Genomic DNA, 15,809 nt, shown 5'->3' on the forward strand with positions numbered 1-15,809 from the left:
AAAAGGCCACTATAAGATAGTGGCCTTAGAGACTAAACAGTACTAAATGAATGTGTTAACCCACAATCGCTAACAACACACCCGCAGCTACAGCACTACCCAGTACCCCAGCTACGTTTGGTCCCATCGCATGCATGAGTAGGAAGTTATGTGGATTAGCTTCTAAGCCAACTTTATTCGCTACACGTGCGGCCATCGGTACCGCAGAAACACCTGCTGCACCAATCAGAGGGTTAATTGGACTTTTCGAGAAACGCCCCATGCCTTTTGCCATTAAGACTCCAGATGCAGTCCCAATTGAGAAGGCTACTGCGCCTAAGCCTAAAATACCTAAGGTTTCTAAGTTTAAGAACTTATCAGCAGACAATTTAGAACCAACACCTAAGCCTAGGAAAATAGTCACGATGTTAATCAGCTCGTTTTGTGCTGTAGAGCTTAAACGATCCACTACACCAGACTCACGCATTAAGTTACCTAAACAGAACATGCCAACTAGTGGCGTTGCAGCAGGTAAAAATAGAATAGTCATAAACAATACCGCCAGTGGGAAAATGATTTTTTCCTTTTTACTCACTGGGCGTAGCTGTTCCATTTTAATCTGGCGCTCTTCAGGTGTTGTTAATGCACGCATAATAGGCGGTTGGATAATCGGAACCAAGGCCATGTATGAGTATGCAGCAACCGCAATCGCGCCCAACAGATCAGGGGCTAATTTAGAGGCTAAGAAAATAGCTGTAGGTCCATCTGCACCACCAATAATGGCAATCGCTGAAGCATCCGCCAAGCTAAACTCAAACCCAGGTACTAAGTTTAATAAAATCGCACCAAATAACGTCGCAAAAATACCAAACTGCGCTGCAGCCCCTAAGAATAATGTCTTAGGGTTTGCGATAAGCGCACCAAAATCAGTTAACGCCCCAACCCCCATAAAGATGATTAATGGGAAAATTCCCGTTTCAATCCCGATATGGTAGATGTAATAAAGCATGCCACCTTCATCATTAAAACCAGCATTTGGGATATTCGCTAAAATAGCACCAAACCCAATAGGTAATAGTAATAAAGGCTCAAACTTACGCGCGATGGCTAGGTACAATAACAAAGCCCCTACCGCCATCATCACTAGCTCGGGCCACTGGAAATTTGCAATCCCAGTATCTGCCCATAGTGTCATTAATCCATTCACGTTATCTTCCTTAACCAATTAAGAACAATGATTCGCCTACAGCAACCGCATCACCTTCGCGGATATTGACTGCTTGCACTGTGCCTGATTTAGGCGCACGTATCTCTGTTTCCATTTTCATCGCTTCCATGATCAATAAAACGTCACCTTCATTAACCTGATCACCAACTTTTGACAGTACTTTAAAGATATTACCCGCTAAAGGTGCAGGTACATCTTCGCCTACTCCCGTTGTGGCAACTGGCGCGGCAGGAGCTGAACCTGATGATGTTGTTTGAAGCGCAGCACCATTCGCTTTAACTGGCGCAATACCATCAATACTGCCTTCTGGGCCAACTTGTACTGTATATAATTGACCATCAACTGAAACAGAATAAGCCTCTGGCTCTTTCGCTGTTGACGCGACCATCATATCGTCTGCACTTGGTACAGGTTCAAAGGCATCTGGGTTATTACGGTTCTCTAGGAATTTCAAACCAATCTCAGGGAATAGCGCATAAATCAATGCGTCATCCACTTCGTTCTCAGCAACTTTAATGCCTTTTTCTGTTGCTAACTTCTTGAATTCTGCTTCAATAGAGGCCATTTCTGGTGCGATATTATCAGCAGGACGACAAGTAATGGCACTCGCTCCATCTAATACTTTTGCTTGCAGTTCAGTATTAACGGCAGCAGGCGTTGCTCCGTACTCGCCCTTTAATACACCAGCGGTTTCTTTCGTGATGTTTTTGTAACGCTCACCCATTAATACGTTAATAACCGACTGTGTACCTACAATTTGCGACGTTGGAGTTACTAGTGGAATAAAGCCTAGATCTTCACGGACGCGTGGGATCTCTTTTAATACTTCATCCATTTTATCGCCAGCACCTTGCTGTTTAAGCTGGCTTTCCATGTTAGTTAACATGCCACCAGGTACTTGCGCTAATAAAATACGAGGATCAACCCCTTTTAATTCGCCTTCGAACTTAACGTACTTTTTACGTACTTCGCGGAAGTAAGAAGAGATATCTTCTAATTGATGCAGATCTAACCCAGTATCACGTGCAGTGCCTTCCACAATAGAAACCAGTGTTTCTGTTGGTGAATGACCGTAAGTCATACTCATTGATGAGATCGCTGTATCGATAATATCAACACCTGAATCGATCGCTTTTTGTTGTGTAGCAACACTTAATCCAGTTGTTGCATGGCAATGTAACGCTAATGGAATATCAGTACAGGCTTTAATTTTGGTTACTAGCTCTTCTGCCACATAAGGCTTTAATAGGCCGGCCATATCTTTAATACAGATAGAGTGAGAACCCATATCTTCAAGACGTTTTGCCATATCTACCCAACCATCAATAGTATGAACAGGGCTGGTCGTGTATGACAGCGTACCTTGTGCATGTGCGCCAACTTCGATTGCTGATTTAATCGCCGTATCAAAGTTACGAAGATCGTTCATCGCATCAAAGATACGGAAAACATCAACGCCATTAGTATGTGCACGTTCAACAAATTTTTGCACCACATCGTCAGCGTAATGACGGTAACCTAATAGGTTTTGTGCTCTTAATAGCATTTGTTGTGGTGTATTAGGCATCGCTGCTTTTAAAGCGCGAATACGATCCCAAGGATCTTCACCTAAATAACGAATACATGAATCAAAAGTAGCGCCGCCCCATGTCTCTAAAGACCAGTAACCTACTTTATCTAGTTTCTCTGCAATGGGTAGCATATCGTCAATGCGCATGCGTGTTGCAAATAATGATTGGTGTGCATCACGTAACACAACTTCTGTGATTGCTAGAGGCTTAGACATATTCACTTGCTCCTTTATTAATTTCTTGTCCATTATGCTGATTGTGCTTTACGGTATTGTTGCACTGCTGAGGTAATAGCAGCAATGACTTGTGGGTTAACCTGAGTGTCACTCGCTGTAGGAACAGCAGGTGCTTTTCTTTGTGGGGTTGCAACAGGTTTATCTGCAGGGATGTATTTCGCCATTAACGTAATACAAATAAATAATAACCCTAAAAACAAATAAACAAATGCCATACCAAGACCCAGTAACATTAAAGCAGTAACTAAAGAGCCTGAAATATCCATAGACGTATCCTTATCCTTTTATAAATATCCAACTTGACCGATGACAACTACAAAAGTGAATATTTATTCAATTAATGTATATTTTATGTCGCGATAAAGTGGACTTTGAATACCTGCCAGAATCTGTTCCGATTTAGTAATAATGAATCATTAATAAGTTATTTAATTAAATTAACTCATTAATATATATCACTATTAATAAAATATTATCCGGCAGCAGTTTATTGTACTGGTTTGGCCTATAAAATGAAAGTCAACGAAGTTGACCCACTAAGCAGAGTTGAGATTTAAAGTGCACTATTTAATGTTATTTCTAGGTATTTTATGCTGCACATTTCCTATATAAAACATGACTTAATTTGCAATCAAACTAAATAAACATGCAGTTATCCTAAATAAAAAACAGGCTGGAAAATAAAGGTAATAAAAGCGCTCAAGCAATTTATAAAAAACATCAAAAAGTATAAAGAATATAAATAAATACAGGGATTTAATGGGAAAGCAAAAATTGAATTATAATTCGGATTTATTGAATAAATATTATGTGAAATAGTAGGAAAATAAAGAAATGGTGCGGGTGAAGGGATTCGAACCCCTGACCGCCTGGTTCGTAGCCAGGTACTCTATCCAGCTGAGCTACACCCGCATTGGTGTTTAATATTATTGGGAATAATATTAATAAAGCTCTAAAAACAAAAAAACTTACCAAAGGTAAGCCTTAAAGAATGGTGCGGGTGAAGGGATTCGAACCCCTGACCGCCTGGTTCGTAGCCAGGTACTCTATCCAGCTGAGCTACACCCGCCGCGATATTCTTTTGTTTTTATTCAATTCTTAAGCTCACCGTCTTTTCGTGCAAATAGAAAGATGGTGCGGGTGAAGGGATTCGAACCCCTGACCGCCTGGTTCGTAGCCAGGTACTCTATCCAGCTGAGCTACACCCGCTTTAAGAATCTACAAGAATGGCGGTGGAGGAGGGATTCGAACCCTCGAACAGGCTATAAACCCGTTACTCCCTTAGCAGGGGAGCGCCTTCGGCCACTCGGCCACCCCACCGTCGTCTTGTTGGCGCACATATTACTGTCTTATGAAAACAAGTCAAACTTTTTTTGAAGAAAAAGTTTCGCTTGCTTGCTAATTAAACAAAGTGTTGCTTTTTTAGGTTAAATGGAGTGTTTTTAAGCAGTCTGAAAACAGGTTTTATTATTAAAGCAGTGTAACTAAGTTAAGCATCACTCCCAAAAATTCGATTTAAAAGCCCAGTAATAACTAAAAACAGCGGAAATAATTAAAGAAAGCGACAATGAATAGCGCAACACATTTAAGTTTGCCCTAAAAGTCATGGAAAATACTGAAAGGAATTAAACCGCTAACGTAAATGAATGCTAAATAAAGCCTAAAATGAAAAACGAGGTTAAAAAGAAATCGCAGAGCTCTTCCGCTCATGGTAATAGGCTATAGCCTAATTCGCCCAGCGGCCCAAAATCAAAACCAACACACAAAATACTGCAGGCTGAAGCCAGCGCCCCAAGTTCAAAAGATGTTACGTAAGTTGTGTATATAAACGAAAAGAAAAGGAATCGCAGAGTTCTTCCGCATATGGCACTAGGCTATAGCCTAATTAGCCCAGCGGCCCAAGGTCAAAACCAACACACAAAATACTGCAGGCTGAAGCCAGCGCCCCAAGTTCAAAACCAACACACAAGATACCTCAGACTAAAGCAGGAACCAATACTCTTAACAATGACCTTATAGCATTACGGTAACAACTCATCGCCGTAGCGTTTTCCCAAATGCTTTATTACTTTTAGTAAAGCCAAACAGGACGTTTGGCTTAGGCTCGTTTGGTACAGGGATGTGCCATAAGAGCCGGTACGTTATAAAAGTAATAAAGAATTTGGATGAGAAAATGATTCGGTGCCAGTTTCTTTGCCTACTTTCTTTTCTGGTAAAAGAAAGTCGTGTCGCCGACATGGCGAAAACACTGCTAGTAAATATCAAACAGCCTAGACGAACGTAGATGAGCCAAATACAACAGGTCAAGACTTAAAATCAAAACAAGCGACTTAGGGACAGCATTCCAAGATAAAAACCAACACACAAAATACTGCAGGCTGAAGCCAGCGCCCCAAGTTCAAAAGATGTTACGTAAGTTGTGTATATAAACGAAAAGAAAAGAAATCGCAGAGTTCTTCCGCTTATGGCACTAGGCTATAGCCTAATTAGCCCAGCGGCCCAAGATAAAAACCAACACTCAAAATACTGCAGGCTGAAGCCAGCGCCCCAAGTTCAAAAGATGTTACGTAAGTTGTGCATATAAACGAAAAGAAAAGGAATCGCAGAGCTCTTCCGCCCATGGTAATAGGCAGTCGTCTTTCGCTCAGCGCCAAAGGTCGAGGGTCAAAGCCGAGGTCAAAACCAACCAAACAAAAAACAACAGACATAAAAAAAGAGCTAATTAGCTCTTCTTTTCAAAAATCATGTTTATTACTGTTAATAGCGGCTTTTAGCCTCTATGCACAAAAGTAACAGGCAACAGGTTAAAAACTTACTTAACTGGCTGTTGCGTTCTTTTCTGCTTGAATGCGCATGTAGATCTCTTCACGGTGAACAGATACGTCTTTTGGCGCATTTACACCAACGCGTACTTGATTACCTTTAACACCTAATACTGTCACAGTCACGTTGTCACCGATCATTAGCGTTTCGCCAACACGGCGGGTCAAAATTAGCATATTTAAGCTCCTAAATTATTCGATTGAATATATTGATTAATCAGTATGGCTCATAACACAGTAAAAATACCATTTATTTTACTGTGTTATGACATAGTTTATTTTTCTTGCTTTGGTTCAGTCTCAAGCTCAAATGCTTTGTGTAAAGCACGTACAGCCAATTCTAAATACTTACTATCTACTAATACTGAGATTTTAATTTCAGAAGTAGCAATTTGATGCATGTTGATCCCTTCAGCACCTAATGTTTCAAACATTTTTTGTGCAACACCAGGATGATTCCACATACCTACACCAACGATAGATACTTTAGCAATTTCGTTATTACCTTGTACTGAATCTGCACTTAACTTAGTACATACTACATTTAATAGTTTCGTTGCTTCTTCGTAATCATCACGGTGTACAGTGAAAGTAAAATCAGTTTTACCATCACCTAGTGTGTTTTGCACAATCATATCTACATCAATGTTGGCAGCACCAATAGGAGAAAGAATTTGAGCAGCAATGGTTGGCTGATCCGGCACACCAGATAAAGTTAAACGCGCTTCATCACGGTTGAATGCGATGCCAGAGATAACAGGAGATTCCATTTTATTTTCCTCGTAACTAATTAACGTACCACCACCATCTTTAAAACTAGAAAGTACACGTAGTGGCACGTTGTATTTTCCTGCAAATTCTACAGAGCGGATCTGTAATACCTTAGCGCCTAAGCTAGCCATTTCTAACATCTCTTCAAAAGTGATGCTATCAAGACGACGTGCATTTGGCTCAACACGTGGGTCAGTAGTATATACGCCATCAACATCAGTATAGATCTGACATTCATCGGCTTTTAATGCAGCGGCAATGGCGACTGCTGAAGTATCACTACCACCACGACCTAATGTGGTGATGTTGTTATCTTCACTACGACCTTGGAAACCAGCAACAACCACTACTTTACCCGCTTTTAAATGTTTCTGAAGGTTCTCAGTCTCAACATTTAAAATACGTGCTTTAGAGTGACTTGCATCCGTTTTCATGCGAATTTGATCACCGGTCATTGATACTGCTTCAACGTCTAGGTTATGCAACGCCATTGATAATAATGCAATGGTCGTTTGCTCACCAGTTGTTAACAGCACATCCATTTCACGTGCACTTGGTTTCTCAATAAACTCTTTTGCTAAGGCAATTAAACGGTTTGTTTCACCTGACATTGCAGATAAAACAACCACTACATCATGACCCGCTTCTCTCGTTGCTTTGACTTTATCCGCAACCGCTTTAATACGCTCAACAGTACCAACTGAAGTACCGCCATATTTTTGAACTATCAGTGCCATCTCATTTCCTTGCTATACTCACGGGTATAGACTCCAAATTCTTACAAACGTTCGGTTAACCATGGGTTAACTAACGCTAATGCATCTTTTAAAGCAGCTGGGTTGTTTCCGCCAGCCATCGCCATATCTGGACGGCCGCCACCTTTACCACCAACAGGAACAGCAACAACATTCACTAATTCACCTGCTTTTACTTTTCCAATTAGGTCTTTAGTCACACCAACCACTAGGCTAACTTTATCGTCACCTACGGTTGTTGCTAATACCACAACACCTGATTGTAGTTTGTTCTTCATCTCATCAACGCTAGTGCGTAATGATTTAGGGTCTACCCCTTCCATATGAGCAACAACAACTTTTACGCCATTCACGTCAACGGCTTGGTCAGTTAGATTAGAGCCAGCCTCGCTAGCCATTTTCGCTTTTAATTGTGCTAACTCTTTCTCTAGTGCTTTATTACGCTCTAACGTACTTAGGATTTTTTCACCTAATGTGAAAGTATCACCTTTAACTAGATCACAAGCCTTGTTGAATTGCTCTCGAAGATTTTGTAATACGTCACTCGCTGCATCACCAACAGCCGCTTCAATACGACGTACACCAGCAGCCGTACCTGCTTCAGATGTGATAAGGAATAAGCCCATATCACCAGTACGTTTAGCATGTGTACCACCACAAAGTTCAACTGAGAAGTCGCCCATTGTCACAACACGCACCATGTCATCGTACTTCTCTCCAAATAGAGCCATTGCACCGCTCTCTTTAGCTTGATCAATGTCCATCAGCTGAGTTACTACTTCAAAGTTATCGCGAATCGCTTGGTTAACTAAGTAAGTCACTTTGTTTAATGTGTCAGTTGACAGCGCTTCAAAGTGAGAAAAATCAAAACGTAATTTCTCAGCATCACATAATGAACCTTTCTGCGTAACATGCTCACCTAACGTTTCACGTAATGCAGCGTGTAATAGATGCGTTGCAGAGTGATGTAAGGCAATTGCTTTACGACGGTCAGCTTCTACGTGTGCTTGCAGCGTATCACCGACCGTTAATGTACCAGTGCTTAAGTAACCAATGTGTAGGAATGCATCACCTGATTTTTTAGTATCAGTAACCACAAATTTTGTATCGCCGAATGTTAATACACCAGCATCACCGACTTGACCGCCCGATTCAGCGTAAAATGGTGTTTGCGATAAAATAACTTGCGCGTTATCACCTTCAGCTAAGGTTTGTACAAACTCACCTTGTTTAATTAACGAAGCAACAGTACCTTCAGCTTCTAAAGTTTGGTAACCAAGAAACTCAGTTTTATCTTCAACTTTTAAAACATCGTTGTAATCTTTACCGAAGTTATTCGCTTGTTGAGCACGTGTACGTTGCTCAGTCATTGCTGCATCAAAACCATCTTGGTCGATAGTTAATTCACGCTCACGTGCGATATCTGCCGTTAAATCAGCAGGGAAACCGTAAGTATCGTACAGTTTGAATACAAGATCACCAGGAATAACAGAGCCAGTTAACGCTTCTAATTCGTTATCCAAGATTTGCAGACCACGCTCTAGTGTTTTACCGAACTGCTCTTCTTCTAAACGTAATATTTTTTCTACAAACTCACGTTGTTTTTCAAGTTCAGGGTACGCTTGACCCATTTGGTTAATCAGCTCTTCGTAAACTTTATAGAAGAATACACCCTGTGCGCCTAACTTATGCCCATGGCGAACAGCACGACGAATAATACGACGTAATACATAACCACGCCCTTCGTTAGAAGGCATGACACCGTCACAGATTAAGAAACCACATGAACGAATATGGTCAGCCACTACGCGTAAAGATTTATCTTCAAGATCTTTTGCACCAGTGACGTCCGCTACTTTTTTGATCAGGCCTTGGAAAAGGTCGATATCGTAGTTTGAATGACCATTTTGGATGATCGCAGAAATACGCTCAAGACCCATACCAGTATCAACAGATTGTTTTGGTAAGTTTTCCATGGTGCCATCAGCAAGACGATTGTATTGCATGAATACTAGGTTCCAGATTTCAATGAAACGATCGCCATCTTCTTCTGGAGAACCTGGAGGACCACCCCAAATATGCTCACCGTGATCATAGAAAATCTCTGAACAAGGACCACAAGGTCCTGTATCACCCATTGACCAAAAGTTATCTGATTCAAATTTTTTCTCAGGTGATTTATCACCGATACGGATAATTTTATCTTCTGGTACGCCGATTTTATCAGCCCATAATGAAAATGCTTCATCGTCACTTTCGTAAACTGTTACTAACAGTTTTTCTTTTGGAATCTTCAACTCTTCTGTTAAGTATTCCCACGAGAATGCAATGGCTTGCTCTTTGAAGTAATCACCAAAGCTAAAGTTACCTAACATTTCAAAGAAAGTATGGTGACGCGCAGTGTAACCCACGTTATCTAAATCGTTATGTTTACCACCAGCACGTACACAGCGTTGGCTTGAAGTTGCACGCGTGTAAGATCTTGTTTCAGAACCTAAAAAAGTATCCTTAAATTGGTTCATCCCTGCATTTGTAAATAGCAGCGTCGGGTCATTATCAGGAACAAGTGAACTGCTGCTCACTGTCTGATGCCCTTTTTTACCAAAGAAGTCCATGAATCCTTGGCGAATATCAGAGGTCGATTTAGTCATGATATATTCCGTGTAAAAGTGTCGATTTAGGCTTTCTTAAAACAAGGAGGATTTAAGCCCTAAACAGATCAAAAATAAATGGAGGCTAATATATCACGCCACTGGGTGAGGCGAAAGTAGCTATAAATGCAGAGATAGCAATAATTTTTTAAGCAACAGGATGTTTTTAGATAAATAATAAAATGAGATGTTCAACTAATTCACAAGAAAGTCACTAACTAGGCAGGTTAGCGCTAATATAAAACAGTCATTATTGAAGTAAATAATACAATAACCTAACCCCAACAATAAAAAGCTAGGTTATTAATTAACCTCAACACTGGATAAGAAAAGCGAGTCAACACCGCTATTGATACGGATTTCGGCGTTAAATTATTGCTCAATAACCCGTTATTGCTTCAATAATTTGCCTTGAACTACGCACAACTAGCAGTATTGTCTATTACATGATTTAACTATCTGATTTTTCGCTTCCATTAACCAGGGCTGAGGTTAATTATGCAGTTATTACTCAGCGACTAATGTTTCAACTCGGTAATGGCCTTGGCCATCAAGACCTAAGGTTTCAGCTAAGAAAGGTAAACTATGCTGCATCTCTTTTAAAAGTGTCCAAGGAGGATTGATCACTATCATGCCACTTGACGTCATACCATGCTCTTCCGAATCAGCTTGAATACCCAACTCAAATAATTGAATATTTTTAATGCCAGAGGCTTTAAGTGCTCGTTCCATTTTATTAATCACGGTACGTTTTACTACTGGATACCACAATGCATAGGTGCCAGTGGCAAAACGACGATGTGCTGCGATTAAACTTTCCACCACTTCTTCATATTCTGTTTTAATTTCATAAGAGGGATCAATCAATACCAAACCGCGGCGTTCTTTCGGTGGCATATTAGCGATTAAGCCTTGTAAACCATCTGTATTAGCCATTTTAATACGGCGATCACCCGAGAAGTTGCAACGCATATTGGTGAATTCATTAGGATGTAACTCAAATAAAAACATACGGTCATCATCACGACGCATTTGATTACAGATCATCGGTGATCCTGGGTATGAATTTAGTTTCTCCACACCGTTAAATGCACGTACTTGCTCTAGATAACGAGACACAGGAACTGGTAAGGTTTGTAGATCCCATAACTTAGCGATCCCATCTTTAAACTCAGCAGTTTTTAAAGATTGTTCAGAGTCTAATTGGTAAGCTCCACATCCTGAATGGGTATCTAAATAACAAAAGGCCTTATCTTTTTGTAATAGATAATCAAGGATAGAAACAACCACAGTATGTTTTAACACATCTGCATAATTGCCTGCATGGTATGAATGACGGTAACTGAGCACAAAAAACTCCAAAAAATGAATAAAATAACGCGGCTAGTATAAATAGTTTACGCAGTGATTGCGCGAAAAACATCGACTCAAGCAGAATAAACACAATACATGACTCAACCAGTTAGTTAAAAGGCTGAATCGCCCTCCTCTTAAACCTGTTAATTGACTTATACAAACTAAAATGGCACTACATTTACCATTCACCTTACACTAAAATTATTGTTTATATTGTTCCCAGCAGATGGCCCAAGCGCTATAGCGAAGTTTTATGGTTCAGTTCACCTTTTAAATGAATTTTCGGTAGTATTATAGGGGCATTTTCCTATAAACTAGACGGTAGTAGTGGCTTGTTTTTTATGCCTAGCAGAATTGATACTAATACTAGTTTTTATTTTCTCTCGGTATCTACAACCGCAGTAAACTGACTATTTTCACTTTTGAAGAATGATAAAAAAGTGGAGTAAAAACAGCACAACATCTGAATTAAATCATCGCCCTTTTCGAACCTCCGAATCAGCGTAAAATCAGAAATAAAGCTGTTAATAGCCAGAGCAATGCACAGGTTTTTGAACAGCAATAAGCACAACAAATTATAGTGTTTCATTCTCTCAATGAAGTACTAACAATATTTTAAGTAAAGTCGAAATAGCGGAGCAAAAACATGTTTAACCGTAGTGTAAACAAAGTAGTCCTAGTGGGTAACCTAGGTAAAGATCCTGAAATGCGTTACACCCAAAATGGTGGCGCAGTAGCTAACTTTTCAATTGCAACAACAGAAAGTTGGAAAAACAAACAAACAGGTGAATACGAAAATAAATCAGAATGGCACAACATTGTTGTTTTCGGTAAATTCGGCGAAATGGTAGGCCAGTACCTTAAAAAAGGTGCGAAAGTTTATGTTGAAGGTAAATTACAAACCAATAAATGGCAGGGTCAAGATGGCCAAGATCGCTACAAAACAGAGATCATTGCTAACGATATCCAAATGCTAGATGCACGTAACCAAGCACCAGGGCAAGGCCAACCTTATCAAGGTGGTCAACAACCAGGTGGTTACACGAACCAAGCGCCACAACAAGCTGCACCGCAACAAGCTTGGGGTAATCAACCTCAGCAGCCACCAGCACCACAAGCGGCTCCGCAAATGGCACCAGCTTACCAACCACAACAAGCGCCTCAACCGACGCCACCGCCAGCATCTCGCCCTGCTGCTCCAACACCGCCACCAGCGGCAAAACCAGCACCGACAGCACCAGCTAGCTTTAACGAGCCTTCAATGGATTTTGATGACGACATTCCCTTTTAGAGTAGAGTTATTTTGTAGTAACTTGTTGGAAGACGATTTGCTAAATAATAATTTAAGAAGTAAAACATAGTTAAAAACCTAGCGATGCTAGGTTTTTTTATCTCTTGGATTTAGTGAGTTTATTTTTGACCACGAGGCCATACCAATTAAGGTAATACCAATTGCATTAAATAAGAGTTCTAAATTTTGTGCAGGAAACGTATCCAGCAGCAGCGCTTTGTTATCTAGATTAAAGTTAGTATATTTTTATTATTCAATAACCTCAGTTCTGGTTAATGGAAGCGAAACATCATATAAAATTAGATAGTTAAATCATGTAATAGAAAATACTGCTAGTTGTGCGTAGTTCAAGGCAAATTATTGAGCAATAATTTAACGCAGTAATCCCTATAAATAGCGGTGTTGACTCGCTTTTCTTATCCAGTATTGAGGTTCAATAGTATTATCTAGTTACGAAACCTATCAGGTAACACACAAATGATTCTTTAAAACCACTCGGTGTTACTTTTTAGGGTTGGGCATTGCTTTTTGTAACGCATCAACTGAAACCCTCAACGCTTCTGCCACCTGGCTTAAATCTGCATCGCGACCACCGGCCTCTTTTATCGCTTGCTCTAGAAGATCAGCATCCACACCTAGCGCTTCCGCGACTGAATCAAAATCTGGTCCAGGCCCACCTGGTCCGCCACCGCCATGAGATGAACCAAGACCGCCACTGGCATTAGTAGAAAAGTTATCCTTTGCAACCACCCCCACTAAACAAGTTGGCAAGTTAGGGAAACTATCACGGGCATGGTAATGGTAAACCGCTTCACCGCCTTTTTCCGTCAGACCAACATGACCGCCACACTGATCAAGATCATCAGGTACAGAACCGTCGTAATTGAGTGTTCCATACATGGCAAAGCCATCAAATGCATAACCAAATTGAGCGGTTTGATCTTGAGTCACATTTGAACACTTTGCGTCTACACCTTCTGCCTTGTAGATAGCATTAACGTCTGTCGCTGTCGCATGCCAAGATACCCCCCCCGGATCAATATGCCCGCCACAAGTATCTAGCGCTGGCATATGCCCTGTATCCAATACGGATGGTGCATCACCAAAAATAGGTACACCATCTAAAGCAATACCGACTTGAGAAACGGTTTCTAGGCTTGTTAGCTTGTCTGCCATCACTGGATTAATAGGAATAAGCACCGTCATTTTCACGTCAGAATCAACGGTAGCTTGAATACATTCGTTGGAGGTTGTAGGCCCTTCTGTACGAATATCAAAGGAATAAACTTCGCCCGCCTCATTGTAAAAAGTATAACCTTGGGTGGAAAGCATTTTTAAAAAGTCGCCATCGATTCGATACAAACCCGCTTCGTCACCATCCCAATGCCAAACTCCGCCTTTCTCATCTAACATTGATGGGCAAAATGGGCCAACCTCTAGGCTGTCTGGAAGGTACTTTACAACATAATTGGCACACTCGGATGCCTGACCATTCTCAAGCGTACAACTGACTATTTCACTTGCCTCCGCCAGTGCATCATCATTGATTGAATGTTTATCTGCATGGCCATAGACATTGGCTGTAAGTGAAAAACCTCCAATGAGCGTAGAGTTATTTCCCTATTATGCTCAAGCCCCTTGGATTTTAATTCAGCCGTTAATTGCTATTGCAACACTCGTTTTTGGCTTTCACCTTTTATCAGGAAATAAAAATGACAGTACTCATTAAAGTCACAGGACTAACGGTAAAAGCAGGACAGAAATGCTTGCTCAATAATATTTCTTTAACGGTATATCAAAGACGCCCCTTAACCATATTAGGGCAAACAGGATCAGGTAAAACCTTAATTGCAAAAGCAATTATGGGATTATTACCCGACACGTTAAGCGTTTCTGGCAGTATCGAAATATTTGGAAATCATGTCACTCCGGCTGATAGTGCTAACTTGTGGGGCAAGCAGGTTAGTATGCTGCCTCAGGAGCCTTGGCACTCACTTGACCCACTTATGCCTAATTATGAACAAATCGCTGAAGTGTATGAACTGGTTCAAGGGTTAGATAACGAACAAGCTTTTGAACATAGTATCGAGGACTTAAATCACCTTGGTTTAAAAGATAAAGCATTACAACGCCCTAGCGAACTTTCAGGTGGCATGGCGCAGCGCCTAGCGATTGCAAGTGCAACGGCAGCAGGCGCGAATCTGATCATTGCTGATGAACCAACTAAAGGTTTAGATATTAGTCGCCGTAATGACATTGTTAAATTACTACAAAAAAGTACATTAGGTGGCAGCCTATTAACCATCACACATGATATTGAAGTCGCTCAGCAGTTAGGTGGCGATATATTAGTTTTAAAGGATGGCGAGATGATCGAAACCGGAGAGTCTGCAGCTGTACTCAAGGCTCCACAAACTAAATATACACAATCTTTAGTTTATGCAGATCCCAAATATTGGCAAATTGATAAACCTAAGCAACCGCTTGGAAGAGCAATTTTAGAAACAAATGGCTTAAGCATAGGTCGTGGCACGCAAATACTTGCATCCCAGCTCAACCTAACTTGCCATGCAGGAGAGATTATTGGTGTTGTTGGTGACAGTGGCTGTGGTAAAAGCACACTAGGTGATACGCTATTAGGATTGCTCCCACCGCTACAGGGAAAGGTAAGTAAATTACTGACCAATACCAAAACATGCCAATGGTTAAAGCTATTTCAAGATCCTCCATCGAGTTTAAGTCAGCATGTCAAACTACAAACCTTACTCGATGACTTGGTAAAGCTACATAAAATTAATGTAGATAAAATTAAGCCGTTGATGCAAAGGCTTAATTTAACTTCATCGCTACTAGAACGCAGTGCAAAAAATGTGTCTGGTGGTGAACTACAACGCTTTTCAATTTTGCGGGCTTTATTGCTTGAGCCTGTGTTTCTCTTTGCAGATGAACCTACTTCTCGCTTGGATCCTTTTATCGCAAAAGAAATTACCGAGTTATTAATTAATTTAGCGCGCGAACAAAAGTGTGCATTATTGATTGTTAGCCATGATCCGGTCTTAATTGGGAAATGTTGTGACCAAGTGATAGACCTGAGCTAAGGTTGTGAGCAGACAAATAAAAAAACCTCATTAGTCCCACTAATGAGGTTT

The 15,809-nt window shown here is 40.7% G+C and carries 10 protein-coding genes and 4 tRNA genes; 2 read left to right on the top strand and 12 right to left on the bottom strand.

Features of this window, described 5'->3' with window-relative positions; genetic code table 11:
- Positions 1-55: 55 nt before the first annotated feature.
- The 11 genes from DS885_RS05020 to DS885_RS05070 all read right to left on the bottom strand — a co-directional run bounded on the left by DS885_RS05020 (position 56) and on the right by DS885_RS05070 (position 11,363).
- Positions 56-1,174 (bottom strand): sodium ion-translocating decarboxylase subunit beta, encoded by a 1,119-nt coding sequence (locus tag DS885_RS05020; RefSeq protein ID WP_413694287.1) that lies wholly within the window; start codon positions 1,172-1,174, stop codon positions 56-58.
- 22 nt (positions 1,175-1,196) lie between these two features.
- Entirely contained in the window at positions 1,197-2,993 is a 1,797-nt protein-coding gene (gene oadA / locus DS885_RS05025; RefSeq protein ID WP_113818312.1) for a sodium-extruding oxaloacetate decarboxylase subunit alpha, read from the bottom strand.
- Positions 2,994-3,025: 32 nt separating this feature from the next.
- A complete protein-coding gene (locus DS885_RS05030; RefSeq protein WP_113818313.1) occupies positions 3,026-3,280 on the bottom strand; it encodes an OadG family transporter subunit in 255 nt (84 codons plus the stop codon).
- Positions 3,281-3,849: 569 nt separating this feature from the next.
- Positions 3,850-3,926 (bottom strand) — tRNA-Arg (locus tag DS885_RS05035).
- Between the two features lie 80 nt (positions 3,927-4,006).
- Positions 4,007-4,083: transfer RNA gene (locus tag DS885_RS05040), tRNA-Arg, on the bottom strand.
- Positions 4,084-4,146: 63 nt separating this feature from the next.
- A tRNA-Arg gene (locus DS885_RS05045) sits at positions 4,147-4,223 on the bottom strand.
- An 18-nt stretch (positions 4,224-4,241) separates the two neighbouring features.
- Positions 4,242-4,334, bottom strand: a tRNA-Ser gene (locus DS885_RS05050).
- Between the two features lie 1,496 nt (positions 4,335-5,830).
- On the bottom strand, positions 5,831-6,013 hold the full coding sequence (gene csrA, locus DS885_RS05055) for a carbon storage regulator CsrA (protein WP_113818314.1): 183 nt from the start codon (positions 6,011-6,013) through the stop codon (positions 5,831-5,833).
- 98 nt (positions 6,014-6,111) lie between these two features.
- The gene (locus tag DS885_RS05060; RefSeq protein WP_113818315.1) at positions 6,112-7,344 is read right to left on the bottom strand and encodes an aspartate kinase; all 1,233 of its coding nucleotides are present in this window, start codon (positions 7,342-7,344) and stop codon (positions 6,112-6,114) included.
- Between the two features lie 41 nt (positions 7,345-7,385).
- Complete coding sequence (gene alaS / locus DS885_RS05065; protein ID WP_113818316.1) at positions 7,386-10,013, bottom strand: alanine--tRNA ligase; 2,628 nt, start codon at positions 10,011-10,013, stop codon at positions 7,386-7,388.
- A gap of 507 nt (positions 10,014-10,520) precedes the next feature.
- Positions 10,521-11,363 carry a 23S rRNA (adenine(2030)-N(6))-methyltransferase RlmJ gene (locus DS885_RS05070; protein WP_113818317.1) on the bottom strand — a complete coding sequence of 281 codons (843 nt, stop codon included), beginning with the start codon at positions 11,361-11,363 and terminating at the stop codon, positions 10,521-10,523.
- Positions 11,364-12,015: 652 nt separating this feature from the next.
- Between DS885_RS05070 and DS885_RS05075 the strand changes: the two genes are divergently transcribed.
- On the top strand, positions 12,016-12,660 hold the full coding sequence (locus tag DS885_RS05075) for a single-stranded DNA-binding protein (RefSeq protein WP_113818318.1): 645 nt from the start codon (positions 12,016-12,018) through the stop codon (positions 12,658-12,660).
- Between the two features lie 501 nt (positions 12,661-13,161).
- Here DS885_RS05075 and DS885_RS05080 read toward each other — a convergent pair.
- Positions 13,162-14,073, bottom strand: coding sequence for a YHYH protein (locus DS885_RS05080; RefSeq protein WP_113818319.1), 912 nt, complete (start codon positions 14,071-14,073; stop codon positions 13,162-13,164).
- A 299-nt stretch (positions 14,074-14,372) separates the two neighbouring features.
- Here DS885_RS05080 and DS885_RS05085 point away from each other — a divergent pair, with 299 nt between their 5' ends.
- Positions 14,373-15,758 (top strand): ABC transporter ATP-binding protein, encoded by a 1,386-nt coding sequence (locus DS885_RS05085; protein WP_113818320.1) that lies wholly within the window; start codon positions 14,373-14,375, stop codon positions 15,756-15,758.
- Positions 15,759-15,809: the final 51 nt, after the last annotated feature.

The organism is Psychromonas sp. B3M02 (assembly GCF_003318165.1).
In the GTDB taxonomy this organism is placed as follows: Bacteria; Pseudomonadota; Gammaproteobacteria; order Enterobacterales; family Psychromonadaceae; genus Psychromonas.